The organism is Vibrio ostreae (genome assembly GCF_019226825.1).
Classification (GTDB): Bacteria; Pseudomonadota; Gammaproteobacteria; order Enterobacterales; family Vibrionaceae; genus Vibrio; species Vibrio ostreae.
In genome coordinates this window covers 953,611-979,207 of sequence record NZ_CP076643.1, presented here as the reverse complement: position 1 = coordinate 979,207, position 25,597 = coordinate 953,611, and the positions used below count along the sequence as shown (strand labels likewise).

At 51.4% G+C, this 25,597-nt stretch carries 25 protein-coding genes; 10 read left to right on the top strand and 15 right to left on the bottom strand.

Annotation, left to right across the window (positions count from 1 at the left end; translation table 11 throughout):
* Positions 1-107: 107 nt before the first annotated feature.
* The 5 genes from prpC to KNV97_RS10525 form a co-directional block, all read right to left on the bottom strand.
* On the bottom strand, positions 108-1,253 hold the full coding sequence (gene prpC, locus KNV97_RS10545; protein WP_136484946.1) for a bifunctional 2-methylcitrate synthase/citrate synthase: 1,146 nt from the start codon (positions 1,251-1,253) through the stop codon (positions 108-110).
* A gap of 175 nt (positions 1,254-1,428) precedes the next feature.
* Positions 1,429-2,334 (bottom strand): methylisocitrate lyase, encoded by a 906-nt coding sequence (gene prpB, locus KNV97_RS10540; RefSeq protein WP_218563060.1) that lies wholly within the window; start codon positions 2,332-2,334, stop codon positions 1,429-1,431.
* A 10-nt stretch (positions 2,335-2,344) separates the two neighbouring features.
* Positions 2,345-3,043 carry a GntR family transcriptional regulator gene (locus tag KNV97_RS10535; RefSeq protein ID WP_218563059.1) on the bottom strand — a complete coding sequence of 233 codons (699 nt, stop codon included), beginning with the start codon at positions 3,041-3,043 and terminating at the stop codon, positions 2,345-2,347.
* Positions 3,044-3,190: 147 nt separating this feature from the next.
* Positions 3,191-4,015 carry a helix-turn-helix transcriptional regulator gene (locus KNV97_RS10530; protein WP_218563058.1) on the bottom strand — a complete coding sequence of 275 codons (825 nt, stop codon included), beginning with the start codon at positions 4,013-4,015 and terminating at the stop codon, positions 3,191-3,193.
* Positions 4,016-4,621, bottom strand: coding sequence for a LysE family translocator (locus KNV97_RS10525; RefSeq protein WP_218563057.1), 606 nt, complete (start codon positions 4,619-4,621; stop codon positions 4,016-4,018).
* Positions 4,622-4,965: 344 nt separating this feature from the next.
* On the opposite strand from KNV97_RS10525, the gene KNV97_RS10520 reads away from it, so the two are divergent.
* From KNV97_RS10520 to KNV97_RS10490, 7 genes are all read left to right on the top strand, one after another.
* Positions 4,966-5,937, top strand: a complete 972-nt coding sequence (locus KNV97_RS10520; RefSeq protein ID WP_218563056.1) for a tripartite tricarboxylate transporter substrate binding protein — start codon at positions 4,966-4,968, stop codon at positions 5,935-5,937.
* A gap of 211 nt (positions 5,938-6,148) precedes the next feature.
* A complete protein-coding gene (locus tag KNV97_RS10515) occupies positions 6,149-6,646 on the top strand; it encodes a tripartite tricarboxylate transporter TctB family protein (RefSeq protein ID WP_218563055.1) in 498 nt (165 codons plus the stop codon).
* Positions 6,647-6,655: 9 nt separating this feature from the next.
* Positions 6,656-8,200, top strand: coding sequence for a tripartite tricarboxylate transporter permease (locus tag KNV97_RS10510; RefSeq protein ID WP_218563054.1), 1,545 nt, complete (start codon positions 6,656-6,658; stop codon positions 8,198-8,200).
* A 333-nt stretch (positions 8,201-8,533) separates the two neighbouring features.
* On the top strand, positions 8,534-9,187 hold the full coding sequence (gene nfsB / locus KNV97_RS10505; RefSeq protein WP_136484933.1) for an oxygen-insensitive NAD(P)H nitroreductase: 654 nt from the start codon (positions 8,534-8,536) through the stop codon (positions 9,185-9,187).
* 1 nt (position 9,188) lies between these two features.
* Complete coding sequence (locus tag KNV97_RS10500) at positions 9,189-9,485, top strand: putative quinol monooxygenase (protein ID WP_218563053.1); 297 nt, start codon at positions 9,189-9,191, stop codon at positions 9,483-9,485.
* A gap of 162 nt (positions 9,486-9,647) precedes the next feature.
* Complete coding sequence (locus KNV97_RS10495; protein ID WP_218563052.1) at positions 9,648-10,589, top strand: LysR family transcriptional regulator; 942 nt, start codon at positions 9,648-9,650, stop codon at positions 10,587-10,589.
* Positions 10,590-10,909: 320 nt separating this feature from the next.
* The gene (locus KNV97_RS10490) at positions 10,910-11,788 is read left to right on the top strand and encodes an EamA family transporter (protein ID WP_218563051.1); all 879 of its coding nucleotides are present in this window, start codon (positions 10,910-10,912) and stop codon (positions 11,786-11,788) included.
* A gap of 105 nt (positions 11,789-11,893) precedes the next feature.
* On the opposite strand, the gene KNV97_RS10485 is transcribed toward KNV97_RS10490, so the two are convergent.
* From KNV97_RS10485 to KNV97_RS10450, 8 genes are all read right to left on the bottom strand, one after another.
* Complete coding sequence (locus KNV97_RS10485; RefSeq protein ID WP_218563050.1) at positions 11,894-12,367, bottom strand: DUF2947 domain-containing protein; 474 nt, start codon at positions 12,365-12,367, stop codon at positions 11,894-11,896.
* Between the two features lie 10 nt (positions 12,368-12,377).
* Positions 12,378-12,956, bottom strand: coding sequence for an HD domain-containing protein (locus KNV97_RS10480; RefSeq protein ID WP_407701907.1), 579 nt, complete (start codon positions 12,954-12,956; stop codon positions 12,378-12,380).
* A gap of 143 nt (positions 12,957-13,099) precedes the next feature.
* Complete coding sequence (rimJ, locus tag KNV97_RS10475) at positions 13,100-13,675, bottom strand: ribosomal protein S5-alanine N-acetyltransferase (protein WP_136484922.1); 576 nt, start codon at positions 13,673-13,675, stop codon at positions 13,100-13,102.
* Positions 13,675-15,219 (bottom strand): transcriptional regulator TyrR, encoded by a 1,545-nt coding sequence (gene tyrR / locus KNV97_RS10470; protein ID WP_218563049.1) that lies wholly within the window; start codon positions 15,217-15,219, stop codon positions 13,675-13,677. The genes rimJ and tyrR overlap by 1 nt, the downstream gene beginning before the upstream one ends.
* A gap of 102 nt (positions 15,220-15,321) precedes the next feature.
* On the bottom strand, positions 15,322-16,344 hold the full coding sequence (locus tag KNV97_RS10465; protein ID WP_218563048.1) for a YcjF family protein: 1,023 nt from the start codon (positions 16,342-16,344) through the stop codon (positions 15,322-15,324).
* Positions 16,341-17,720, bottom strand: coding sequence for a YcjX family GTP-binding protein (locus KNV97_RS10460; RefSeq protein ID WP_218563047.1), 1,380 nt, complete (start codon positions 17,718-17,720; stop codon positions 16,341-16,343). Before KNV97_RS10460 ends, KNV97_RS10465 begins: the two co-directional genes overlap by 4 nt.
* A 203-nt stretch (positions 17,721-17,923) precedes the next feature.
* Positions 17,924-18,109: a hypothetical protein gene (locus KNV97_RS10455; RefSeq protein WP_136484914.1), complete on the bottom strand. Its 186-nt coding sequence runs from the start codon at positions 18,107-18,109 to the stop codon at positions 17,924-17,926.
* A gap of 122 nt (positions 18,110-18,231) precedes the next feature.
* Complete coding sequence (locus KNV97_RS10450; RefSeq protein WP_136484912.1) at positions 18,232-19,749, bottom strand: fumarate hydratase; 1,518 nt, start codon at positions 19,747-19,749, stop codon at positions 18,232-18,234.
* Positions 19,750-19,966: 217 nt separating this feature from the next.
* Here KNV97_RS10450 and pabB point away from each other — a divergent pair, with 217 nt between their 5' ends.
* Positions 19,967-21,334, top strand: a complete 1,368-nt coding sequence (gene pabB, locus KNV97_RS10445) for an aminodeoxychorismate synthase component 1 (RefSeq protein WP_407701900.1) — start codon at positions 19,967-19,969, stop codon at positions 21,332-21,334.
* 60 nt (positions 21,335-21,394) lie between these two features.
* On the opposite strand, the gene KNV97_RS10440 is transcribed toward pabB, so the two are convergent.
* Both KNV97_RS10440 and KNV97_RS10435 read right to left on the bottom strand, forming a co-directional pair.
* Positions 21,395-22,687, bottom strand: coding sequence for a sensor histidine kinase (locus tag KNV97_RS10440; protein ID WP_218563045.1), 1,293 nt, complete (start codon positions 22,685-22,687; stop codon positions 21,395-21,397).
* A gap of 117 nt (positions 22,688-22,804) precedes the next feature.
* A complete protein-coding gene (locus KNV97_RS10435) occupies positions 22,805-23,350 on the bottom strand; it encodes a heme NO-binding domain-containing protein (protein WP_136484906.1) in 546 nt (181 codons plus the stop codon).
* Between the two features lie 83 nt (positions 23,351-23,433).
* On the opposite strand from KNV97_RS10435, the gene KNV97_RS10430 reads away from it, so the two are divergent.
* Both KNV97_RS10430 and KNV97_RS10425 read left to right on the top strand, forming a co-directional pair.
* Positions 23,434-24,039: a CoA pyrophosphatase gene (locus KNV97_RS10430; protein ID WP_218563044.1), complete on the top strand. Its 606-nt coding sequence runs from the start codon at positions 23,434-23,436 to the stop codon at positions 24,037-24,039.
* Between the two features lie 291 nt (positions 24,040-24,330).
* Entirely contained in the window at positions 24,331-25,584 is a 1,254-nt protein-coding gene (locus KNV97_RS10425; protein ID WP_136484902.1) for an aromatic amino acid transport family protein, read from the top strand.
* The last annotated feature ends 13 nt before the right edge of the window (positions 25,585-25,597 follow it).

Sequence of the window (25,597 nt, the reverse complement as noted above, 5' to 3'; positions counted from 1 at the left end):
TTGCAGAGTTACCTGTTTGCAAAGCTCTCTGTTTACAGAGCTCTTTGTTTACAAAACTCTCTGTTTACAGAGAAAGCCGTTGGCAGAGCAAGGTGACAACGTCACTGTTAGCCGCGTTTTTCGATCGGCAACCAATCCTGATGCTCCGGGCCGGTGTAATCGGCACTCGGGCGGATGATGCGGTTGTTGGCGCGTTGTTCATACACATGCGCGGCCCAGCCGGTTAAGCGGCTCATCACAAAAATCGGCGTAAATAACTTGGTCGGAATGCCCATAAAATGGTAGGCCGAAGCGTGGAAGAAATCGGCATTACAAAACAGGCCTTTCTCACGCTTCATCACCGCTTCAACCCGCTCAGAAACCGCATAAAGATGCGTATCACCAACCTGCTCGGACAAAGCTTTTGACCAGCGTTTGATCAGCGCATTACGCGGATCGCTCTCGCGGTAAATCGCATGGCCAAAGCCCATGATCTTCTCTTTGTTGTCGAGCATACGCAGAATATTCTGCTCGGCTTCTTCCGGGGTTTTCCAGTTCTGAATCATCTCCATGGCCGCTTCATTCGCGCCGCCGTGCAGCGGCCCGCGCAAGGTACCAATCGCACCGGTCACACAGGAGTGAAGATCGGACAGCGTCGACGCACACACGCGCGCGGTAAAGGTTGAAGCATTAAATTCATGTTCGGCATAAAGGATCAGCGAGCAATGCATCACCTGCCTGAACAGTTCGCTGGGCGCTTCTCCGGTCAGCATTTTAAGGAAGTAGCCACCAATGCAGGATTCGCTGCTGTCTTCGGTATCGATGCGTACGCCGTCATGGCTGAAGCGATACCAGTAACAGATGATGGCCGGAAACAGTGCCAGCATGCGTTCGGTTGCCGCTTGCTGCTGCGAGAAGTCCGCTTCGGTTTCCAGGTTACCCAGCATCGAGCAACCGGTACGCATGACATCCATCGGATGCGCGTCAGCCGGAATCCGTTCCAGCACTTCTTTGAGCGCTTGAGGCAGCCCGCGCAGACCAATCAGGCGGGTTTTGTACTGATCGAGCTCAGCCTGGGTCGGCAGATGGCCGACCAGCAGCAGATGAGCCACCTCTTCGAACTGAGCGTTGTTAGCCAGATCGGTAATATCATAGCCACGATAGGTTAAACCAGTGCCGGTTTTTCCGACCGTACATAAAGCGGTGCTCCCGGCACTCTGCCCACGCAGACCAGCGCCACCCAGCTCTCCTTTTTTCGCTAAGGATTGAGACATGTTGAACTCCTTTTCTGGCTGCGCTTCGGCTCCTGTATGGAGCGACCTCTTTCGGGTCAGCTTAAGCTCGTCAGCGCAGCGGTTTCACGTTATTAGTCAGGCCTGTATTCAGCCGTTGTGGATTTCTATTTAACTTTATTTCTCCGGGCTTCCCCGCAGTGACCGCTTGAGATGTTTAGCCCTGCGAAGATTGATCGGAAAACAGCTGATCCAGCTTGTCTTCGTAATCATGGTAATTCAGATAGCCATACAGCTCTTTACGGGTCTGCATCTTATCGAGCAATGATTCCTGATTGCCGTGTTCAAGCAGATGGCTGTACACCATTTCGGCCGCCTTGTTCATGGCGCGGAACGCACTGAGCGGATAGAGCACCATGTCGACATTAGACGCGGCCAGTTGCTCACAACTGTAAAGCGGGGTTTGGCCGAACTCGGTAATATTGGCCAGAATCGGCACTTTTTTACCGGTTGCTGCGTGCAGCGCGGTTGAAAACTGTTCGTACTGCTTCAGCTCGGTCATCGCCTCGGGGAAAATCATATCTGCGCCTGCCTGCACATAGGCAATCGCGCGTTCTATCGCGCTATCCATACCGTCCACGGCCAGCGCATCGGTACGGGCCATAATGACAAACTCGGGATTATCACGCGCATCGACTGCTGCTTTAATTCGATCAACCATCTCCTGCTGACTGACAATCGCTTTGTTAGGACGATGGCCGCAGCGCTTCTGCGCCACCTGATCTTCCATATGCACCGCAGCAGCGCCGGCTTTTTCCATTGCTTTGATGGTGCGGGCGATATTGAACGCGCCGCCAAAACCGGTATCGATGTCGACTAACAGCGGTAAATCACAGGCATTGGTGATGCGATCAACATCCACCAGCACATCGTTAAGCGTCGTGATCCCGAGATCAGGCAGGCCGTATGACGCATTGGCAATACCGCCACCGGACAGGTAAATCGCCTGATGACCCAGTTTTTTTGCCATCATGGCGCAGTATGGGTTAATCGTGCCGACAATCTGTAGCGGATGGTTGGTTTGAATGGCGAGCCTGAACTTCGCACCCGGACTTAAGCTCATGGGATTCTCCTTAATTTTGGGCTTCGTTTTGAATCTGTTTTTCAATCAGGCGCCGGCTACCGGAAATGTGGCGGCGCATCAGCATTTCTGCCAGCTCTTCATCGCGGTTGCGAATCGCCTGCAGAATAAATTTGTGTTCTTCCAGTGCTTCCACCGGACGGGAATGGGAACGAGGAGACTGGTAACGGTACATGCGCAGCAAGTGATACAACTCATCACACAGCAGCGCGATCAACTGGGAGTTACGGCTGGCTTTGATAATGCGGTAATGGAAGTCGAAATCGCCTTGTTGGTGAAAGTAAGAGGCACCGTCGACCTGATCGATATGTTCGGAATGTGTCGACAACACCGTTTCCAGCCCGGCCAGTTCGATTTCGGTGATATTACGGGCCGCCAGACGCGCCGCCATGCCTTCCAGCGCTTCACGCACTGCGTACAGCTCGAGCAGTTTGTCAGTCGAAAACTGAATCACGCGAGCTCCAACGTGCGGAATGCGTTCGATCAGTCCGAGCCCTTCCACACGCATCAGCGCTTCACGCAGCGGGCCACGGCTGACCTGAAAGCGCTTGGCCAGTTCAGGCTCAGAAATCTTACTGCCCGGTGCCATCTTGCCTTCTACGATTGCCTCAATCAGAAACTCGGTCAGACTCTCTGATTTGGTGTGTTCTTTTTCACCGTTTACGCGTTTGCTTAATTCGCTGCTCATCATCTCATCTTCTTTACGGGGCGTGGTTAGACAAACCCACACCAAAGGTATGAGATTAAGATAGACGATCAGATTGTCGACAATCAAGCAAATTACCGACAATTTAGACTAAGGTATTACGCAGTGAGATGCAGCGTAGGCAATGACACACTAAAGTGTAAAGAAGGATTGATATTTCTTGGGTGTTAATGCGATTCTGCTTTTAAAGCTACGCTGAAAATGGGCTTGATCAGCAAAGCCCAATGCCAGCGATGTGTCGACAATTGGCGTCCCCTGCTTCAACATCTGCTTGGCACGCTTGATACGTTCATCCATCAGATAAGCATGTGGAGACAAGCCAAACCATTGCTTAAAACTGCGAATCAGATGGTAGCGGCTTACGCCCACTTCCTGAGCCAGCACTTCCAGACCAACCGATCTGTCAATTTCATCAAACAATTTCTCTCTGGCGCGCAGCAAATAGTGCGGAACAGTTTTGCTGGCACGAGGCGTTGTGTGGCGTTGCGCGTGACCGTAGAGTTGCTCAAGCAGTTCATAAAGCAGGGTCTCAGCTGACAGTGAAGACGAATCGTTGAGTAAGGCGTCAAACAGCGCCTCAAATTGAGTACGAAAGCGCTGGCCGCGTTCAAAATCAGCCACAAACGCGTAGTAATCCAGAGTATCGCGCCCGAGCACTTCATGCTGCATCTTTCCTAACCACAAGGTATCGACAAACAGCATCCGATACGACCACTGTCCCTGATGAGGATTACAGGCATGGATATCGGCCGGATTGATGGTCACCAGATCACCACGACCTATCGGATGATGACGCGAGCGATTGTCATAACGAGCACTGCCCGCATCAATAATCCCAAAGGAGAATTCATCGTGGGAATGCTTGTTATAACAGACTTCAGAGCGGGTTGCGATGCGCGCTTCAATCTGCGGCAACTGCGTCGGACGCATGATATTTAAGTGAGTGCTCTTGACCATTTAGTTTACCATCCAAATCATGAAAACCGACACGGCGAGCATTGCTGCCAGCGTCACCTGAAACAGGCGTTGACGCTGCCGTGAGTTGAGCCAGTGAACCAGCGACTGTCCCAATAGAGCCCATATTCCGACACCGGTAAAGCAGACCACCAGAGCAATCAGACAAAACCAGCCAAGCGCATGGGTCAGATTGGTCTGATTAAGTACATATAAACTCACCCCTGAACTGGCAAATATCCAAGCCTTAGGATTGAACAATTGTACCAGCGCCCCCTGACTTAACAGGCCTGCGGATGACCCTTCAACCGATTGCTGCAGATCCAGCCCAGGAAGTAACAGAATCCGCACCGCAAGATACAGCAGGTACGCACTGCCAATCCAGCGCATCACAGGCACGACCACCGGCACCTGCGCACTCATTCCACTGAGCGTCATTCCACAAATCATGACCACCAATACAAAGGCCAGCGATGCCCCGAGAACCTGGATACTGGCTTTGCGCCAGCCATAACGGGCACCGGCATAGGTGGCCATCACATTCACCGGGCCCGGTGAAATGGAACCAACGAATGCGAACAGCGCCATGGCGCCGAGAACAGAATACATAAATATTTGCCTTAAACGAATCACTTAGGATTCAGATTAACCTTCTGTGACTCGCGATTATTGAACAAAAGTGCGCATGGCGGAGGATCAGGCCAAAAGACTCCCCGCCGTGAACTTTATGAACAAAACCGTTTTTATGCCCAATAATATTTTTATCACCGTTTTAAAGACAAGGTATTAACACTTTCGTAACCTCTGTTCACACGGTAGCAAACACCTGATCTGCTAACCCTCTGTCCTGATAAACCAATTGCCAGCTGTGCATTATCGGCTGGCACAGATAAATAAACATAACGATAAGTGTCATTTGACCCGAATGATGCGCCCACATAAGGAACGTGAACATGTTGAAGCATTTCAAACCGACTCTGGCAGCATCTCTGCTGGCAGCTGCTTTCTCTTTCTCTGCTTTTGCTGCTGATCTGGAAAAAATCCACTTCCTGATCCCGGGTGGTGCTGGTGGTGGCTGGGATATGACCGCGCGCGGAACCGGTGACGTACTGATGAAAACGCAACTGATCGACAATGTCTCTTATCAAAACCTTTCCGGCGGTGGCGGTGGTAAAGCCATTGCACACCTTATTGAGACGGCCGATCGTCAGGAAGATACCCTGATGGTGAATTCAACCCCAATCGTTGTGCGCTCACTGTCGGGCATTTTCCCGCAATCGTTCCGCGACCTGACCCCTGTCGCAGCCACCGTGTCTGACTACGGCGCACTGGTGGTGGCCGGTGATTCAAAATACGACAACTGGCAACAAGTGGTTGATGAATTCAAACAGAATCCGCGCAAAGTGAAAATCGCCGGCGGTTCTGCGCGCGGCAGTATGGACCACCTGGTCGCTGCGGCCGCATTCAAAGGTCAGGGCTTGGACCCGAAAGAAGTTCGTTACATCGCTTACGATGCAGGCGGTAAAGCGATGGCAGCCCTGCTGTCCGGCGAAACTCAGGTGCTGTCTACTGGCCTGGGCGAAGTACTGGAGATGTCTAAAACCGGTCAGGTGAAGATCCTCGCCATTACAGCGCCGAAACGTCTCGATGTCGCACCGGATATTCCGACCCTGACTGAATATGACAACCCGACCGTATTTGCTAACTGGCGTGGTTTCTTTGCCGCTCCTGGCGTGAGTCAGGAAAAGATCGATGAGTGGAACGTTGCGCTGAAGAAAATGTTTGAAACAGACGAATGGAAAGTTGTGCGTGACCGCAACGGCTGGATCGACAGCTACAAGGCAGACAAAGAGTTTTACGCCTTCCTGGAAGATCAGGAAAAGCAGATGGGCGATTTGATGCGTGAGCTGGGCTTTCTTAAATAACCTGACTGATTAACGTTTCCAGAAACAGGGATGGGCTGATACCAATCTCCCGTCCCACACTTTCGCCGCAGACAAGCCCACTATGACTCCTTTGTTTATGGGTTTGATTTGACTAGCAGCATATCATTCCTGATTTGAGTTTATCTTGTTGTTAACTCTTGCTTGTCTGCGGCCTTTTCTTTACCGCAATCCTGTTGCCATGGAGTTGGATATGTCGGACCTGCCAACCAAAATTTTCAGCAAGGAAAACTTGTTGTGCCGTGATCGCGTCGGCGCGATGATTTTTCTGGTGCTTAGCCTGTGTTACGGCTATCAAACCACAAACATTCCTATGTTTCCCGGCGATGAATACGAACCGTTCACCGCCCGGACTTTACCTATCCTGCTGACTTATGCCGGAGTGGCGCTCTCTTTGCTGCTGCTTGTCATGGGTCAACCGGATAAAAAGAGCGGCGCTGTGCTGAGCTTCAACTGGAAACTGCTGATTGGCTTTCTGGTGCTGATGGCGCTGTACGGTGTCGGCCTGACCTACCTTGGCTTCGTACTGGCAACCGGTTTTTTCCTGCTGGCGGGCTTTTACATTCTGGGTGAACGCCGCAAAGCGGTGCTGCTTGGCGCTTCGTTCCCGTTTGTCATCGCTTTCTATTTACTGCTGACCAAGGGACTGGATGTGTATCTGGAACCGGGTCTGATTTTCACACTTTGGTAGGAACGGATTATGTTAGACGGAATTTTTCAGGGCCTGACCACAGCGGTCATGCCATTTAACCTGCTGATGGTGATTGTCGGCTGCTTTGTCGGTACCTTCATCGGCATGCTGCCTGGTCTGGGCCCGATTTCAGCCATTGCGCTGATGATCCCCATCACTTACGGCCTGGAACCTTCTTCCGGCCTGATTTTGATGGCCGGAGTTTACTACGGCGCCATTTTCGGTGGATCAACCTCCTCCATTTTGATCAATGCCCCTGGCTGTTCATCCACGGTTGTCACCGCTTTTGATGGCTATCCGATGGCGCAGAAAGGCCAGGCGGGCAAAGCCCTTGCACTGGCGGCCTACGCATCATTTACCGGCGGGACGATTTCCGCTGTCATGCTGCTGGTTGCCGCTCCGGCGCTGGCCCAGGTATCACTCAGCTTCCAGTCGGGGGACTATTTCGCGCTGATGCTGCTTGGCCTGTCTGCCGTGGCCGCATTTGCCGGTAAAGGTCAGGTAATTAAAGCCTGGATGATGACGATTCTTGGCCTGATGCTGTCAACAGTCGGCATTGATAAAGGTGTAGGCGTCGAGCGTTTTACCTTTGGCCTGACCGACCTGATGGACGGCTTCAGCTTCCTGCTGCTGGCGATGGCGACGTTCGCACTGGGTGAAACCCTGATGGGCATTCTTAAGCCGGATACAGATACCCGTGATGAGGAAAACAGCAAGCTGAGCAATATCGGCAGTATGAAACTGACCAGAGAAGAAGTGCGCGAGGCCGCTCCGGTCACCATTCGCTCCTCTATCCTTGGTTTCTTTACCGGCGTTCTGCCAGGTGCCGGAGCGACGATCGCCGCGTTCCTGAGTTACGGTATGGAGCGTAACCTGGCTCCGAAAGCGAAACGTGAAGAGTTTGGTCACGGCTCACTGCGCGGTCTGGTGGCTCCTGAGTCTGCTAACAACGCAGCCTCAAGCGGCTCTTTTGTACCACTGCTGACGCTGGGTATCCCTGGCTCAGGTACGACGGCTATCATGCTCGGTGCGCTGCTGGCTTATGGTATTCAGCCGGGCCCGCGCCTGTTTGTTGACCATCCGGATGTGTTCTGGTCTGTGATCATCTCAATGTACGTGGGCAATATCGTGCTGCTGATCCTCAACCTGCCGCTGATCCCGTATATTTCGAAACTGCTCGCGGTGCCAAGAACCGTGCTGCTGCCGATGATTCTGTTCTTCTCTATCACCGGTGTGTATCTGGTGTCATTTAACACCATGGATGTCTTCATCATGCTACTGGTGGCAATGGGCGCGATAGCGCTGCGCCTGGCAAACTTCCCGCTGGCTCCGCTGCTGCTGGGCTTTATTCTCGGCGGTCTGATGGAAGAGAACCTGCGCCGTGCGCTGATGATTTCTGATGGCGAACTGACCTTCCTGTGGGAACGCCCGATTACTCTGGTTTTTACCGTTCTGTCGGTACTGATCCTGACCAGCCCGATCATCGTCGCCGCGCTGAATAAACTGCGTGGTCCTAACGCGGCAGACAGCCAGAGCAATAAAGTCGAACAATAACCGTCTCAGCGAGCATTCCAAGCCCGGACGCAACTCCGGGCTTATTGTTTTACCGCCCTTTTGTTTGATAATTGTTCACTCGGCAGCGCACTCTCATCAGCCAGGATGGCATGAATAAGCCGCTACATAGCGCTTTTAAGCTACAACATAGCGTTTTTAAGCCATAAGATAGTACTTTTAAGCCACAATAGAGCACTTTGAGGCAGGTTGCCTGTGATTCAAGGGCGTCACTTTCAAATATTTTTTGAAAGTGCTTTAAGTCGCGCCCTCTTTCTCTCCTTACATCAAACCGTTATCGTAGCGCTAAATTCGTTGTTCACCAGGAAAATAAACATGAACATTGCAACTCACGCTAAGCAACGCTATTCAACCAAAGCCTTTGATGCGACACGTCGTATCAGTGATGAACACGTAGAAGCGATCAAAGAGCTGATCCGCTTCAGCCCGTCCAGTGTTAACTCACAGCCATGGCACTTCATCCTGGCCAGTACTGACGAAGGCAAGCAACGTATCGCTAAAGCGACTCAGGGCCTTTATGCATTCAACGAAGGTAAAGTTCTGAATGCATCACATGTTCTGGTGATGTGTGCCAAAACCAGCATTGACGAGCAATACCTTGAGCAGTTGATGGAACTGGAAGATGAGGCAGGCCGTTTCCCGACCGAAGAAGCCAAACAAGGCGGACACAAAGGCCGTACCTTCTTCGTTAACATGCACCGCTTTGATCTGAAAGATGCGCAGCACTGGATGGAGAAACAGGTTTATCTGAATGCCGGTACTGTACTGCTGGGTGTCTCTTCTATGGGTATCGATGCCGTGCCTATCGAAGGCTTTGATCCTAAAGTTCTGGATGCAGAATTTGGTCTGCGTGAGCAAGGTTACACCAGTCTGGTGATCATTCCGCTTGGTTACCGCAGTGAAGATGACTTTAACGCCAAACTGCCGAAAGCACGCTGGCCAGAAGCCGACATCATCCGCGAGTACTGATATGAGCCAGGTCAAACTGCTGGCGGAAATTACCGCCAAAGCAGGCAAAGAAGCGGAATTGGCTCAGGCGTTGCAGGCTCTGGTTGAGCCTTCTCGCCAGGACGAAGGCTGTGTGCAGTACAACCTCTATCAGGATGACGCGCAAAGCGGGTTATTCGTGATGGACGAAATCTGGGCCAGCCGTGAAGCATTGCAACTGCATGAGCAGACCGAACACTTCCAGGCGTTTGTGCATCAAACCCAGCAAGACGGGTTACTGGAATCGCTTAACCTGCGCTTTCTGACCGCTCTGGCCTGACAACGCCTGCGTTAAGTACACGGCTTGATGCCTGTCGACCTGCTGAAAAAACCAGGCGCCGTTTCTCTGTGAGGGAGACGGCGCTTTTCTATAGCTGCGAAATGCTTTCCAATATTCACGAAGTATGGTGAGATAAACTGTCCTTATTGGTTACAGAACCTCATGAAAGCATTAAACGATCTTAATATCTTTGTCGAAACCGCTCGTCAAAGCAGCTTCTCACAAGCAGCGCATAGCCTGGATTTGACTCCGGCTGCGGTCAGCGCTGCCATCAAACGCCTAGAATCCCAGCTCGGGTTTGCACTGTTTGTCCGCTCGACCCGCAGCCTGCGTCTGACCAACGAGGGCGATATTCTGTTGCAAAGGACTCAGTCTGCACTGAGTACCATTCAGGAAGGGTTGGATCAGATTGCGCAAAGCCAGGGCGAAATTTCCGGTACGCTCAATCTGTCCGCGCCGTCGGATTTCGGCCGTAATCAGTTGCTGAGTTGGCTGGATGAATTTATGGAGTTGCATCCTAACCTGTCGATCAACCTCGATTTATCGGATGGCATCACCAATCTGTATCACCGCCCGATCGATCTGGCGATTCGCTACGGCACACCACCGGATTCCAACTTCGTTGCCTTACCTATCTGCCGCCATAATACCCGAGTGATCTGCGCCAGTCCTGAGTATGTTCAAAACAAACCGGCCATCGTCAAGCCAAGTGATCTGCTCGCTCACCAGTGCCTCTGTTTTATGCTGTCAGATACTTACCACAACCGCTGGACCTTCTGGAGAGACGGCAATCCGGAAACCGTGGTGGTAAAAAGCAGACTCAGTGCTAACGATGGTGATGTAGTGCATCGCTGGGCCGTCAACGGACGAGGCGTGGCCTATAAATCGCTGCTCGATATTAGTCAGGACATTATTGACGGCCGTCTGCTACCGCTGTTATCCGAATGGCAATCGGAACCCTGTCCGGTCTATCTGGTGTGTGCCGACAAACGTTTACTCAATCACTCCACCCGTGCGCTGCATCAGTTCTTGCAAAGCAAATGCGAACAACGTATGCGCCAGGTGAAAGACATCATGTCACAACGCTCCAGCCTCGCCATGTGAATCATCGCTGATACGCGATGATAATGAGGCAGTTTGAAATAGTGAGGCAGTCTGAATGCGACGCTGTGCACAGCGTTGCATGACGAACATGGCGCACCATTACTGTGCAAGTTACAATCAAATTCCACTCATAAATCAGCGAGTAACGTTGTCAAACGAGCCAATACCTGGCGCTTTCTTACTGTTTATTCAACAAATTGGCGTTGTCGCCAGCAGATAAATCGCTCTGGATCGGGTATTCGCTGCGCAACAATTGCGGCATAATCCTCGCGTTAGCTTTAATAATCATTGGGTTGGCTTTTACAATAATAACGGTGCCTATGTTACTGAATAAATCTCCGGTTGTGCTTGCTGTCGGCTGCCTGCTTTGTGCCATGATCACAATCCAGTCCGGTGCATCCATCGCCAAACAATTTTTTCCTGTGGTTGGTGTCGGCGGTACCGTCGCGCTGCGCATCGGCTTGTCCGCCCTGCTGCTGGTGTTGATTTTCCGTCCGTGGCGACTGCGGCTGAGCCGCAGCCAATGGCGGGCTATGGCGGTGTATGGCTTTGCGCTTGGCGGCATGCAGATGACCTTCTATTTCGCGCTGGAACGCATTCCGCTCGGCATTGGTGTTGCACTGGAGTTTACCGGCCCCCTGATGCTGGCGTTACTCTCTTCGCGGCGTAAACGGGATTTTGTCTGGGTCGCGCTGGCGGTTGCTGGGCTGGCCTTATTGTTACCGGACATGTCCGGTGTCGATGCGCTTGACCCAATAGGAGTTGCGCTGGCACTGGCGGCAGGCGGTTGCTGGGCAGCCTATATCTGGTTTGGACAGCGGGCCGGCTCGGTTGGCAGCGGCGGTGCCACCGTGGCGCTTGGCCTGTGTATCGCCACTGTGATCTATTTCCCGCTCGGGGCTAATTTAGCGGAAGGTCCGCTGTTTACCTGGTCGATTGTGCCAATGGCACTGACCATTGCCATTTTGTCCAGTGCACTACCTTACAGCCTGGAAATGATGGCGTTGAGCCGTCTGTCGACCCAACATTTCAGTGTCATGATGAGCCTGGAGCCGGCGATTGCCGCCATGGCCGGACTGGCTATTCTGGGTGAAACGCTCGACCTGTCGCAATGGGGAGCCATACTGTTTATCATCAGTGCCTCTATTGGCAGTACACTGGCCGCCAGCCGCAGCCGGGTGGTGGTCATACAGGATTGATCCGACAGCGGCCTGCGACGCTCCGGATACAAAAAAACCGGCCATGACGCCGGTTTTTTATTTACTCTTGTTGTTTAAGAAAAGTAATAGCACTAAGTTGCGCGATTATTCGTGCTGACCCAGTTTGACTGTACCATTGGTATTGAACCACAGCGCTTGCTGACGGCGACGCCCGAGCAGGATCGGGCCGTCATCGTAAAACAGGAAGTTTTTCCAGTGGCGTTTGAATACCGACCACTTGGTCTCGATGACGTTGTATTTCTCATAGCAGAAGTAGACCGTCACATCATCCTGCCAGTCGATATGCTCCAGGATCGCCTCAGGCAGAGCTTCATCATCACTCTCCCACTCTGACATCCACTCCACTTCATGCAGCCAGCTGTTGGTTTTGCTCGGCCAGTCCTGCGAGCTGAAACGCTCGGCATCAGGGCTTTGCGCACTGAGGTTCTCTTTCCAGAACTGAGCCGCGCGCATTTGAGACATAGGTTTGATCTGTTCCAGATCCTCTGCCGGAACCGGCATAGACTGGTGCGTGAAAATCCATTTTCTTTGGTACTGTTCCAAAGGCAAATACGACATGCAATGTCCTTCAGGCTTTAAGCCAACCTTGTTGGGTGGCGTGTTCAATCATTTGCTGTGCGTAATCCCACAGCGCATGTGAACCGTCATCAATGCGGCGGTTCACGGTCAGGGCTTGTTGGCGGGTAACGCCATGTTCTAACCAGCTTTGACCCTGGTTATGATAATTCAGCAACATCGGGATCAGGCGATCCAATGCTTTGGCAAACTGTGCATCAGCGCTTTGCGCCGCTTCGAATTCACGCCACAGGGCAAACAGTTCTTCACCCTGCTCTTGCGGCAGTATAGCGAACAGACGCTCAGCCGCGGCCAGCTCTTTTTCTTCTTGCTGCGCGCTGGCGACACTGTCATAGACAAAGGTGTCACCGGCATCAATTTCGACCATGTCATGCATCAGCAGCATTTTGAGTACCCGGCCGATATCGACCGGCTGGTTGGCATGCTCTTCCATCAGCAAAGCCATCATCGCCACATGCCAGCTGTGTTCAGCACTGTTCTCGGCCCGCCCCTGCGCACTTTTGACCCGAGTACGGCGTAACACGCTTTTCAGGCGATCCAGCTCCAGCACCAACGCCAGTTGCTGCTGCATTCTTGTCAGCTTATCGGTTGCAGAGTGGGCCGTTTCAGGCTGATTCGGAGTGGTATCGGGCTCTATGGGCATCGTCATTTCTCATCTCAATTACTGTTTGCAAGGCCGTTCAACCGGCGCCTCAACACCAGTTCAACGCCCGGCTACATCTTCCAGTGCGGGTGGCGCAGCGAAGTCAGATTATGATCTTCCCACTTACCGTCAATCAACAGGTAATCTTTCGCATGCCCTTCCGGTTCGAAACCCAGACCGAGCAGTACCGCTTCACTGCGCTTATTCCGCGGCATATACGCCGCCATAATGCGGTGCATATTTTGTACGCGAAACATGTAATCACAGGCCATTTTGAGTGCTCGTGACATGATATAGCGTCCCTGAGCCTGCTCAGCCAGAGAATAACCGACATTACAGGCATAAAACGGAAAACGCGAAATGTTGCTGAACGAGATGGTCCCTAACATGGCGTGAGTTTTCACATCAATGATCAGCAGATAGTAGCCGAGCGCCATTTTGTGCAGTTCATGCAGTTTGATCAAGCGCTGCTGCCAGCCAAATTCAGTGAAAAACTCACTCTCGCGCAATGGTTCCCAAGGCTTCAGGAACGCCCGGTTGGCGATGAAATAGTCCGAGATTAATTTCGCATCGTCAGGTTCTGCCGTGCGAAGCAGGATCTCACCATCCGTTTCATAGACATGGCTGGCGGTACTGTAACTTTCCATTAGCGCTTCCTGATGCCGTAATCGCGCAGCTTGTTTGCGATCGACGTATGTGAAACGTTGAGTCGTTTAGCCAGTTTACGACTCGACGGGAACGACTGATACAGACGATCCAGTACCTGAGCTTCGTACTCTTTCATGATGTCATCCAGCGCACCGTCCAGGTTGACATTCGCTATACCCGAGGAGACGGTCTCTAACTGTGGCAGATGGAAATATTCGACATCCAGTTTGTCATCCGGCATTTCGGTCAGGGCACGCAGCACCATGTTGTCCAGCTGACGCATGTTACCCGGCCACTGATATTGGGCCAGTTGATCGAGCAATCCCTCTTCCAGTTTCGGTTTCAGCATGCCCATTTTGTGGCAATGTTTAGCAACGAAAAGCTCCAGCAGTGGTTGTACATCGCTCGGACGTTCTCGCAGCGGCGGAATACGCAGAGTCAGCACGTTGAGGCGGTAAAACAGGTCTTCGCGAAACTTACCCGATTCGGCCAGCTCAGCCAGATTGTGGCGGGTCGAGGCCAGCACACGCACATCGACATGCACTTCATGCTCTTCACCGACCCGGCGGAAAGTGCCGTCCTGCAAAAAACGCAATAGTTTGATCTGCAGGTGTGGGCTCATTTCGCCAATTTCGTCCAGGAATACCGTGCCGCCGTTTGCCTGTTCGAAAATACCTTTATGACCCTGCTGATGGTTAAACGACCCCGGAGCGTGTCCGAATAGTTCGGTTTCGGCCACATCATCCGGCATGGATGCACAGCTCAACACCAGAAAAGGCGCATCCGAACGATTAGAGCGATTGTGACAGGCACGGGCCAGCATCTCTTTACCGGTACCGGTTTCGCCTTCAATCAGCAGTGGCTGATCGAGCATCGCGAGTTTTTTCGCCTGATTGATCAGCGTCTTATGGCGGTTAGACACACCAACAAAGTGTTCAAATCCGAGGTTATTGTGCAGCGGCAGCTTATCGTCAGCGACCACGTTGGCGTTGGCTGAACGAATGATCATCATGGAGCTCGCCAGGGTGGACTCTTTCGACTCACCGGTAATGTAAACCGGCATCAGATCCATCACATAATCGAGACCATCCAGTACCACTTCTTCACGTACCCGTGACTTGCTACCTTCCACCCAACGTGAGAAATTAAACGCCGGCAGCAGTGTCGAGACATGCGCGCCGATCATCTCTTGTTCATCTTTATGGAACAGTGACTGGGCAGAGTGGTTCGCCATATCGACTGAGCCTTTCAGATCAATCGCCAGTACCGCGTCAGGCAGGTTGTTGAGCAGGGAAATCAGTTCCGTATTGTGACGCTCAATCGGCATAAACTGAATTTTTCGCACGTCCCTGACACCGGGAATCCGACGAATTTCGGCCATCAGTTCACTGAAGGTTTCAAAATCGATGTCCGGGCAGTTGAGGTAAATAATACCAATCACATCGATTTCAATGCCGCGCAAATCAATATTTTTGGATGCGAGAATATCGAGCAGTTCCCGGGTCAACCCGAGTCTGTCTTCACAAGAGACTTCAAGACGCACTGAATTTATTCCTAATCAGAAAGTGTCACGAAAAGTTGACAGTAGTTTCTATCAAGGCCCGAATGGCGTCAAGCAATCTCTTGTTTCAACGGCTACTTTCCGCTATTTGACCGTAAGCGCCGTGACTTTCGCCACGATTTGTTTACGGATTGCACCTAATTTGACCGCGCGATCTTTATGCCACGGTAACGGGCGCAGTAAAGACATCGCCTTCAGCCCCAGGCGTGCGGTGAGGATACCGATACCCAGCCCTTGTCCGGCGCGGGCCGACACTTTACCGGCCAGATCCATGGTGAGCAGGTCCATACTGGCATCCACCGCCAGCTCACTGGCACCGGCTGCTGCCATATTAACCAGCACCGCTTTAAACAGCTTAAGGCGTGACCAGTAACCCAGCTCAACACCGTACAATTCGGCCAGTTGATCGATCATTTTAAAATTGCGCCAGGCGACCAACAACATGTCCGCAACGGCTAACGGGCTAATAGCTACCAGCGCCGCGGACTCTGTGGCGTATTGCGACACCAGCTTAGTCGCCTTTTTATCTTGTTCACTGACTACCATGGCATCGTACATATCCAGCACTTCGGCGTCGCTGTGGCTATTATCCAGCGAATTCTGCCAGCGCTGAAATGCCGCACTCTGCGGCTGAATACCACCCTGTTGCGCTAGATCGCGGCAAAATGCTTCGCCCTGGCCCACCGCATTATTGGCAATCAGACTCTCGGCCTGCTCCTGAACTGAAAAGTGGTGACGGAGCTGACGCAGCTTCCACAGCTCTTTCCCAATCGCACCGATACCCAAACCGGCCAGAACTGAAACAAAGCCGCTCCAGCCCAGGCTGAGCCAATCGGCCGTTTGCACAGAGGTGACCACGCTATCGATGGCCTGCCAGCCGACCAGGCCGGAAAACGCACCCAGCATAGTGACAGTAAACCATTTACGCCCGCGCTTAGGGCGAATAACCTGCTCAAGTTCGGCTTCCGCTGGTGTCTCTTGCGGCTCCGCGACACTGGGAACGAATTTATCCTGCTCAGCAAACTGCTGCTGGGTATTGAGTTCAATGTGCGTTTCTTCACTGCTCAGTGGCTGCTCAAAAACCTGACGAGTTTTGTATTCGCTCATTTCAGTTTGTCTCCAATCAGTGTATCCAGCGCTTTATCCAGACGAATATGTTTCAGCGGCTCATCCTGATGACCTGACATCGGGCGGAACGCGGTAAAATCGAACGACCGATTGTGCCAGAAGTCGGCGTTAGGCAGACGTTTTGGCACCTCACCGGGATAAACTGTCATGTTGTCGCCTTGCAGAGTCGTGCCCTGGATGGCAGACACTCTGCCCTGACCGGTTTCAATATGGCCCGACTGGGTCGCTCTCACCGATGCCATACTCAGACAGCTCATCTCTATATTTTCATACGCGGTATGCTGCCAGGCCGGATGAATCATCTGTTGCAACAAGGCCACCATATTCGGATGCTGATCGGGCGTGACGTGATCGGCTTTGGTCGCCGCAAACAACACCTTATCAATTTTGGGTGCAAACAGACGACTGAGCATGCCGCTGCGGCCATAACGGAAGCTCTGCATGATCTGCTCAAGCGCATCGCGCATATCCATAAAAGATTCATGCCCTTCATTGAGCGGTGATAAACAGTCGACCAGCACAATCTGGCGGTCAAACGTTGCGAAGTGATGTTTGTAAAACGCCTTAACCACCTTGTTCTGATACTCTTCGTAACGCTGCTTCAGCAGCGCCAGCATCGAGTGTTTGCCGTTTTTGTGCTGTAACGTATCCGGGCGACACGGGAAAAACTGCAACACCGGCGCACCGGCCAGCTCTCCAGGCAGAACAAAACGCCCCGGCTGCACCCAGTGCAGTCCCGCTTCTTTACAACGGTGCAGATAATCAGTGTACAGCGCCGCAATTTCAGCCAAGTGTTTTTCATTGGCCTCTTGCTGCAAATCCAGCTGATCCAGTTGTGTTAACCACTCTTGTGCCAGCTCAGCCCGCTTGCCATGCAGAGCATTAAACTGCTGCGCAGACCAGGTTTCAAAGTCGAGTTGCAGCAACGGTAAATCCAGCAACCACTCTCCCGGATAATCAATCACGTCGAGGTACAGGGTCGAGGTTTTACTGATCAGCTTGCGGGTGCGGCTGTGCGTCTTATATTTAATTGCCAGGCGAATTTCACTCACATCCCGGGTCGGAACCGGCCAGTGTGGCGGGTTGGCATGTAACTGACTCATGGCTTCATCGTAGCCAAAGCTTGGCACCATCAAATTACTTTGCGGAACCCGCTTTGCGCCAATGATACGTTTATCACGCGCCGCCGCGAGCAGTGGCAGATTGTCATGCGTTGAGGTATGCACCAGTTGATTAACCAGAGAACTGATAAAGGCGGTTTTCCCGGCGCGCGACAACCCGGTCACCGCCAGACGAACATGAGAGTCCAGGCCGCGATGGATTAAATCAGTCATTTCTTGGCTAATACGCTTCATTCATCGTCTCCGTAATTATTTAAATGCTCCGTTATCATTTGGATGCCATGTCAGGCAATACCGTACGTTGCTTAACGCCCCCAAGCCTACCTTACCTAATCTTAATACGAGATGAATAAAAAAGCCCCTGAATAAAATCAGAGGCTTAGGATTTAAATATTGCAGCTTGTCGGCGGACAACCACACCAGAGCACAGGCGGCGTTTAATCGTCTTCGATCAGCTTGTAAACCACAAACAGGGCAATTTCTAACAATACAAACAGCACACATGTTGTGGTGACATATTTATTATCGAAAATACTGATACCATGCAAAATCAGGTCATAGCCAATAAGGGCACCGACAACAACCGCAATAACGATTTGCAGGATTTGAATAAAGCGAGGCATTCTGCACTCCTGACGTTTCAACTATTTAGAGGGTTATTATAAACACAAAAAGGCGCAGCTTACGCTGCACCTTCGTCATTTTTGCGCGAACAATGTCGCGCCTGGAACATTTGTGAAAAAAATTACTTCGCCGCTTCGGCAATTTTCACTTTCCAGGTATCCGGACCCACCTGGTGCGCGTTGACACCCTGCGAGTCAACCGCAACCGTCACCGGCATATCTTCGACTTCAAATTCGTAGATCGCTTCCATGCCCAAGTCTTCAAACGCGACGACGCGAGCTTTCTTGATCGCTTTTGAAACCAGGTAAGCAGCGCCGCCGACAGCCATCAGATAAACCGCTTTGTGATTCTTAATCGACTCAACGGTTGCCGGACCACGTTCCGCTTTACCAATCATGCCCATAATGCCGGTCTTCTCCAGCATCATGTCGGTAAACTTGTCCATACGGGTTGACGTGGTCGGGCCTGCAGGGCCAACCACTTCGTCACCGACCGCATCAACCGGGCCGACGTAGTAGATAAACTTACCATTCAGATCCACGCCTTCTGGCAGGCCTTCGCCGTTATCGAGCATCGTTTGAATACGTTTGTGTGCAGCATCACGTCCGGTCAGGATTTTGCCTGACAGCAGAACCGTTTCACCGGTTTTCCACTCTTGCACTTCTTCTTTAGTAACGGTGTCCAGGTTAACACGGCGTGTGTTGGCCCCCGCTTCCCAGGTGATTTGCGGCCAGTCTTCCAGTTTTGGTGGCTGCAGATCCGCCGGACCAGAACCATCCAACGTGAAGTGCACGTGGCGCGTCGCCGCACAGTTCGGGATCAGGCACACTGGCTTAGAAGCTGCGTGGGTTGGCGCCGTTTTGATTTTAACATCAACTACAGTGGTCAGGCCGCCCAGGCCCTGGGCACCGATACCCAGTTTGTTAACGCGATTAAAGATATCCAGACGCAGCTCTTCTTCCGCGTTTTGCGGACCGCGCTCGATCAGCTCCTGAATATCAATGTGTTCCATCAACGATTCTTTTGCCAGTACCGCTGCTTTCTCTGCCGTACCGCCGATCCCAATACCCAGCATACCCGGTGGACACCAGCCGGCACCCATGGTCGGCAAAGTTTTCTCTACCCACTCAGCAATGTCATCGGATGGGTTGAGCATGACCATCTTGGTTTTGTTTTCACTGCCGCCGCCCTTCGCGGCGATCTGGATTTCAACCGTATTGCCCGGCACCATGTTGATGTGCACAACAGCCGGGGTGTTGTCTTTGGTGTTGATACGTTTGCCGGCAGGATCCATCAGCACAGAGGCGCGCAGCGGGTTATCCGGGTTGGTGTAGGCCTGACGCACACCCTCATCAACCATCTGCTGAACCGTCATATCGTGCGAATCCCACTGCACCGCCATACCGATATTGACGAAACAGGTCACGATACCCGTGTCCTGACAGATTGGACGGTGGCCTTCTGCCGACATTCTTGAGTTAATCAGAATCTGAGCAATCGCGTCTTTCGCCGCTTGGCTCTCTTCACGATGGTAAGCTTGTTCCAGGGCTTGAACAAAATCTAAAGGGTGGTAGTAAGAAATGTACTGGAGTGCATCAGCCACACTGCTGATGACGTCCTGCTTGCGTATAACCGTCATTGCATGCCTCGTTATCGTTATGTTACTTCCAAAACAGAGACTTGATCGGCACACAGAGGAACGCAGTAAAGCCAGATAGCGAAATTCGACTGAACGTTCGCCGCCTGCAACCGTCAAGTCGCTGCTTATTATTGAAGTTTTATCGTGGCGAATATGATACTCTCGCTTTCCTCAACACGCTACGCAGTGATCAGTCCCTTTGTCACAATTTACACAAATGAATAACAACGAACTTACTCACATTCAGTCCAAGCCGCTTACTTATTACCCGGAACTCGCCAATCAGCTGTTTGCCAAGGTTGAGCACCAACCCTGGGCGATGATGCTTCGCTCTGCTTCCGAGCAGCATATCGACAGCCGTTTCGATATCGTAGTGATGAACCCTGTCGTGACACTGACCACAGCCGATGAGCAGACACGCATTAGTGAGCCAAGTGGCGAGACCATGTCACAGGAAGATCCGTTCCATTTGCTGGCACAATTACAAAGTCGCTACCTGCCGCAGCTGCAATACCCGCACGATTTACCGTTTGTCGGTGGCGCGGTCGGCTATTTTGCCTATGACCTTGGCCGTCGGGTCGAGCGTTTACCGAGTATTGCCGAAAAAGATCTGACCGCACCGGACATGGCGGTCGGCCTTTACCAATGGGCAGTGGTGGTGGATCATCAAACCCAAACCGCTTGTGTGGTTGGCCAGAATATTGAACAGGCTGCCCCCCTTCTCGCGCAGCATGCCGCAGAGAGCCAGGCACCGTTTGCTCTGACGACCCCATGGCAGTCGAACATGACGCGGGAAAGCTACCGCACTAAATTTAACCAGGTGCAGGAATACCTGCGCTCAGGTGACTGTTACCAGATTAACCTGACCCAGCGTTTTCAGGCCGGTTATCAAGGCAGCGAATGGCTCGCTTATCTCAAGCTGGAACGCTTTAACCTGGCCCCCTTCTCTGCGTTTATCCGCACCGACGAGTGTGCCATCCTGAGTGTTTCTCCGGAGCGTTTCCTGCAGGTCAAAGAGCGGGAAATCGAAACCAAGCCGATTAAAGGTACCCGCCCTCGCAGTGAAGATCCGCAACAAGACGCTGCCTTTGCCGATGAGCTGGCCAATGCCGAAAAAGATCAGGCCGAAAACCTGATGATTGTTGATCTGCTGCGTAACGATATTGGCCGGGTGGCGAAGCCGGGCACAGTACACGTTCCGAAATTATTCGAGATTGAAAGTTTCCCCGCCGTTCACCACCTGGTGAGCACGATTCGCGCTCAACTCGATGACCAATATGAATGTGCGGACCTGCTGCGCGCCAGTTTCCCGGGCGGGTCGATTACCGGCGCACCTAAAGTGCGTGCGATGGAGATCATTGAAGAGCTGGAACCGCATCGCCGCAGCGCATATTGTGGTTCCATCGGTTACATCAGCCGCCACGGTCGTATGGATACCAGTATCACCATCCGTACATTGATCGCGCAAAACCAGCAGTTGTATGCCTGGGCCGGTGGCGGCCTGGTTGCAGACAGCGAATGGAGCGCCGAATATCAGGAAACACTCGATAAGCTAAGCCGTATTTTACCGGTCCTTGCCGACTGAGTCGCACCGTAAAAAGACGCGCCACAAGCGCGTTTTTTTTACTTTAACGCCACTGTGTGCTCAGACATTGGCAACCTGAATTGGTAAGGTGAGAAAGAATTCACTCCCTACCCCTTCCTCACTGGACATATCCAGCTCTCCGCCCAGCAATTGCGCAAGTTGCTTGCACACCGGCAAAGCGAGTCCGGCTCCTTGCCTGTTTTGCGCTGTGTTGTGATTGACCGCGCTGTAGGGATCAAATAATGCTGCATACGCTGAAAGCGGGATACCAATACCGCTGTCTCTGACCCGCAGCAATAATTGATCATGACGCCAGCGGGCGGAAACCATCACCTCACCCTGATCCGTAAACTTAATCGCATTGTCCACCAAATGATGCAGTATCTGTTCAATCTGCTCTTTTGACCCGACCCAACGTTTGGGCAATTCGTCACAACTGTCGATAGTGAAAGTCAGTCCTTTATCCTTAGCCCGTTGCCCGAACTCTGCTACAAGGTAGGATTCAACCTCCTGCCAGCTAAATGGAGTCAGTGACAACTGAATGCTCCCCGACTGAAGCTGGTTGAACTCGTACAAATCTTTCATGATGGCCTGCATCCGGTCACCGCACCGTTGCAATGCCGTCAAATGCTCCAGCTGCTCTTTATTGAGTTTACTGGCCATCAGTTTATCCGACTGTTGCATTAATTCATTGAGCGAGCCGTGCAGCGTTTGTTCGATCATGGCCACAAATTGCGTGGTGGCCTTTTCCGACACTTCCGCGCGTTTACGTGACGACTGCTGGCGCTGCATGATCGACTGACGATGTAACGCACTACAAAGCAGTTCTGCCACCAGCGACAACTGCTTGACGACAAACTCGCGCTCAACCCGCTCATCTTCCATCTCAAACACTAAATAACCTGACTTAAGACGGTCAACCACCAGCGGCAGACACAGGTAATCTTGCTGCCAGTGCGGCACATCGACAAAAGGCTTTACCTCAGCAAGCGCGGGATTGCCGAGCTGTGTGCTTTCGATACCATCCAACTGACCTGCGTCTATGTGGACTAAGGCTGAGCGTATGGCTGAACTTTGCGCCAGACGTTCAATAAAGGTTGCCAGCAGTCCGCTATCCAAAGGACGTGACAGGAAAGCGCGGCCAAAATAGATTAAGGTGGCATCTATCTGCTCTTCAAACTCAAACTTTTGCAAATCCTGCAACGATTGTTTCTGCAATTGCTTCAGCGCCAGACTGAGCTGCTGGTTGACGTGATACAGCTCATAGCTTTTTTCTTCCAGCAACTTTTCAGCTTCTTTGCGGGCGGCCTTCTCCCGGACTAGTTTGCGTTCCAGTGGCGAGTTAAAATCCATTTTCCACCTACCCAATGACTTTCTTTAACGAGATACAGCTCATGCTGCTTTTAATGACGCGGCTTATTGTTGTTAATCTTGATCACCGGTTTAGACACCCAATGAGCGAGTTTTGTCTCAGTCATCCACCATTGTGATCGTAAAGCGTACCCTGCTGTTATCTTCGTTTTGGGGCTGCATACAAATATCGACCTGCTCATTGAAATAAGCAGCGCATCCCTCAATCAAACCAAGACAAACCTGACCAAAGCAACGGGCGCTCAGGTAATCAAACGTCATGACTCCGCTCGATTGGCTGATGAACTCAAACTGGGGCGGGTTTGCATCCGGATAGAGTTTTTTCACTTCAACATGAATGTAATCTTCCACGTGACGCAAAAATGCAAAACAGCCCTGTACCGCACTCAAGTTGTCTGACGGAGGCACGGTTTGGTACAAAGAACGAAATACGCTGACACCGTATACACGCTGCAACTCATTAACATCAATGCCGGTAATCTGACTCAGTTCAACAATCAACCGCACCAGCGCCTTATGATCGTAACTGCCGACTGAGGTATAGACGCCAGAATCTGCAGATTGCTGCAACATTTTGTCAAGTACATCGAGGCCGAATTTGTCTTCCACCAACTCGAGAAACTCGGCAAAAATAATGCCTTTCATCTTATTGAACTATCCTTAAACTAGGCTCATAAAAGCATGATTATTAAAGTATAGACATATATATGAATATAGGAGACGTCGTTGTGCGCCGCATCAGCAAAACTGAACTTATTCAGGGCTTCCAGTTGAGAACGCCCGTCGGGTATCACGCTGAATCCATACATCGAGTTGCTCATTTGCGCGAGCGTTCGCTGCGCAAGGCATCGGTTCTGATTGGCTTTGTCGAACGCCCGCAAGGGCTTAGCGTCGTGCTCACCAAACGTGCCGAGCATCTGAAACATCATCCCGGGCAAATTAGTTTTCCCGGTGGTAAATATGAAGATGGCGACGGCACCCTTTACCAGACAGCCATGCGTGAGGCGCAGGAAGAAATTGGTATCGAGCAGCACCAGATCGATATTTTGGGTCAGTTGCCTGAGCTTGTTACCGTCAGTCAGTTCGCGGTCACGCCAGTGGTCGCGTTTATCGACTCAGACTACCAAACCAGAATTGACTGCAACGAAGTTGAGGAGGTGTTTGAAGTACCAGCGGATTTTTTACTCGACCAGCGCCGTTTGTTCAGTGATACCTTTCAAATTAAAAATGCCGCGCACCGTGTATTCGCCATCCCTTATAAACATCATTTTATATGGGGTGTGACAGCTCAAATTATACAATCGCTACAAAAACACATCTCTTATATTCGCTAGCCCTTATATAGAAGGGATTGACTGGTTTGAAAACGATTATTTTTATCGAGCATTAACTCTAGATCATTAGGATAACTTTTCCTCATCATTACCTGTTTTTGGATTAGTTTTTTTAATTACTTATGTTAATAACTTTCACAAGTGGCACGTGATTTTTGTGACTCTCCATAGGTTTTTGTTATCTCATTGCTCTGTTGGAAACATTTAATGATTTAAGTCTATTTTTTCAGAGAAAAATTCTGCAAAATTGCTCCCGACTTATTTCCTGTTCCCAAAAATGAGTAATCCACTATGAATACAACCACAAAGGCTTCTGCTGCCACACTTTCTGCTGGCAAGTGGACCTATAAAGATTTTGTCTGGTCACTGTCATTATTTGGCACTGCGGTCGGTGCCGGCGTACTGTTTTTGCCAATCAAGGCAGGTGCAGGCGGCTTTTGGCCATTAGTAATTCTAGCCCTTATTGCTGCCCCGATGACCTGGTTTGCCCACAAGAGTCTGGCACGCTTTGTTCTTTCAGCAAAACAAGCAGATTCAGACATTACAGACACTGTTGAAGAACACTTTGGTAAAACTGGCGCTAATCTTATTACTTTCGCTTACTTTTTTGCCATTTACCCGATTGTTCTGATTTACGGCGTTGGTATTACCAATACGGTCGATTCTTTCCTGGTCAACCAGGTAGGTATGGCATCCATTCCTCGCTGGTTATTATCTGGTGCGCTGATTGCTGCGATGACCGCTGGCGTAGTGTTTGGTAAAGACCTGATGCTGAAAGCGACCTCGGCTATGGTTTACCCGCTGGTATTTATCCTGCTGGCTCTGTCTGTCTTCCTGATCCCGGAGTGGAATACTTCGATGATCGAAGTGTCTCCTGATTGGTCGTCAATGCCGACCGTCATCTGGCTGGCGATTCCTATCATTGTGTTCTCGTTTAACCACAGCCCGATTATCAGTCAGTTTGCAAAAGAGCAGCGCCAACAGTATGGCGACAATGCCGTCAATAAAACCGACATGATCACTGGCGGTGCAGCGATGATGCTGATGGGCTTTGTGATGTTCTTCGTGTTCTCGGTTGTGCTGTCTCTGTCACCGGAGCAGCTGTCGATGGCAAAAGAACAGAACATCAGCGTACTGTCTTACCTGGCTAACGTGCACGAGTCACCACTGATCTCTTACCTGGGGCCAATTGTGGCATTTGCGGCAATTACCTCGAGCTACTTCGGCCACTTCCTGGGCGCACATGAAGGTCTGGTTGGTCTGGTGAAATCACGCAGTAAAATGCCGGTTAAATCTATCGAGAAAATTTCACTATTCTTTATCATTGTGACAACATGGGTCGTCGCGATCATCAACCCAAGTATCCTTGGCATGATCGAAACTATGGGCGCTCCAATGATTGCAGCGATCCTGTTTTTGCTGCCAGTTTTTGCCATGCACAAGGTGCCAGCAATGGCGAAGTACAAGACTTCAGCAGCTGTTCAACTGTTTACAGTTTTTTGTGGTCTTGCTGCTATTAGTTCTGTAATCTACGGCGCTTTGTAATCTCAGTTACCAG

Bases quoted from the DNA above. Each gene is read 5' to 3' on its own strand.
- prpC (WP_136484946.1), bottom strand. From the start codon at position 1,253: ATGTCTCAATCCTTAGCGAAAAAAGGAGAGCTGGGTGGCGCTGGTCTG.
- KNV97_RS10455 (WP_136484914.1), bottom strand. From the start codon at position 18,109: ATGCCTCGCTTTATTCAAATCCTGCAAATCGTTATTGCGGTTGTTGTC.
- KNV97_RS10495 (WP_218563052.1), top strand. From the start codon at position 9,648: ATGAAAGCATTAAACGATCTTAATATCTTTGTCGAAACCGCTCGTCAA.
- KNV97_RS10490 (WP_218563051.1), top strand. From the start codon at position 10,910: ATGTTACTGAATAAATCTCCGGTTGTGCTTGCTGTCGGCTGCCTGCTT.
- KNV97_RS10450 (WP_136484912.1), bottom strand. From the start codon at position 19,749: ATGACGGTTATACGCAAGCAGGACGTCATCAGCAGTGTGGCTGATGCA.
- rimJ (WP_136484922.1), bottom strand. From the start codon at position 13,675: ATGGAAAGTTACAGTACCGCCAGCCATGTCTATGAAACGGATGGTGAG.
- KNV97_RS10500 (WP_218563053.1), top strand. From the start codon at position 9,189: ATGAGCCAGGTCAAACTGCTGGCGGAAATTACCGCCAAAGCAGGCAAA.
- KNV97_RS10510 (WP_218563054.1), top strand. From the start codon at position 6,656: ATGTTAGACGGAATTTTTCAGGGCCTGACCACAGCGGTCATGCCATTT.
- KNV97_RS10460 (WP_218563047.1), bottom strand. From the start codon at position 17,720: ATGAAGCGTATTAGCCAAGAAATGACTGATTTAATCCATCGCGGCCTG.
- KNV97_RS10435 (WP_136484906.1), bottom strand. From the start codon at position 23,350: ATGAAAGGCATTATTTTTGCCGAGTTTCTCGAGTTGGTGGAAGACAAA.
- KNV97_RS10440 (WP_218563045.1), bottom strand. From the start codon at position 22,687: ATGGATTTTAACTCGCCACTGGAACGCAAACTAGTCCGGGAGAAGGCC.
- KNV97_RS10535 (WP_218563059.1), bottom strand. From the start codon at position 3,043: ATGATGAGCAGCGAATTAAGCAAACGCGTAAACGGTGAAAAAGAACAC.
- KNV97_RS10480 (WP_407701907.1), bottom strand. From the start codon at position 12,956: ATGCAGCAGCAACTGGCGTTGGTGCTGGAGCTGGATCGCCTGAAAAGC.
- nfsB (WP_136484933.1), top strand. From the start codon at position 8,534: ATGAACATTGCAACTCACGCTAAGCAACGCTATTCAACCAAAGCCTTT.
- pabB (WP_407701900.1), top strand. From the start codon at position 19,967: ATGAATAACAACGAACTTACTCACATTCAGTCCAAGCCGCTTACTTAT.
- KNV97_RS10515 (WP_218563055.1), top strand. From the start codon at position 6,149: ATGTCGGACCTGCCAACCAAAATTTTCAGCAAGGAAAACTTGTTGTGC.
- KNV97_RS10425 (WP_136484902.1), top strand. From the start codon at position 24,331: ATGAATACAACCACAAAGGCTTCTGCTGCCACACTTTCTGCTGGCAAG.
- KNV97_RS10520 (WP_218563056.1), top strand. From the start codon at position 4,966: ATGTTGAAGCATTTCAAACCGACTCTGGCAGCATCTCTGCTGGCAGCT.
- prpB (WP_218563060.1), bottom strand. From the start codon at position 2,334: ATGAGCTTAAGTCCGGGTGCGAAGTTCAGGCTCGCCATTCAAACCAAC.
- KNV97_RS10530 (WP_218563058.1), bottom strand. From the start codon at position 4,015: ATGGTCAAGAGCACTCACTTAAATATCATGCGTCCGACGCAGTTGCCG.
- KNV97_RS10465 (WP_218563048.1), bottom strand. From the start codon at position 16,344: ATGAGCGAATACAAAACTCGTCAGGTTTTTGAGCAGCCACTGAGCAGT.
- KNV97_RS10525 (WP_218563057.1), bottom strand. From the start codon at position 4,621: ATGTATTCTGTTCTCGGCGCCATGGCGCTGTTCGCATTCGTTGGTTCC.
- KNV97_RS10485 (WP_218563050.1), bottom strand. From the start codon at position 12,367: ATGTCGTATTTGCCTTTGGAACAGTACCAAAGAAAATGGATTTTCACG.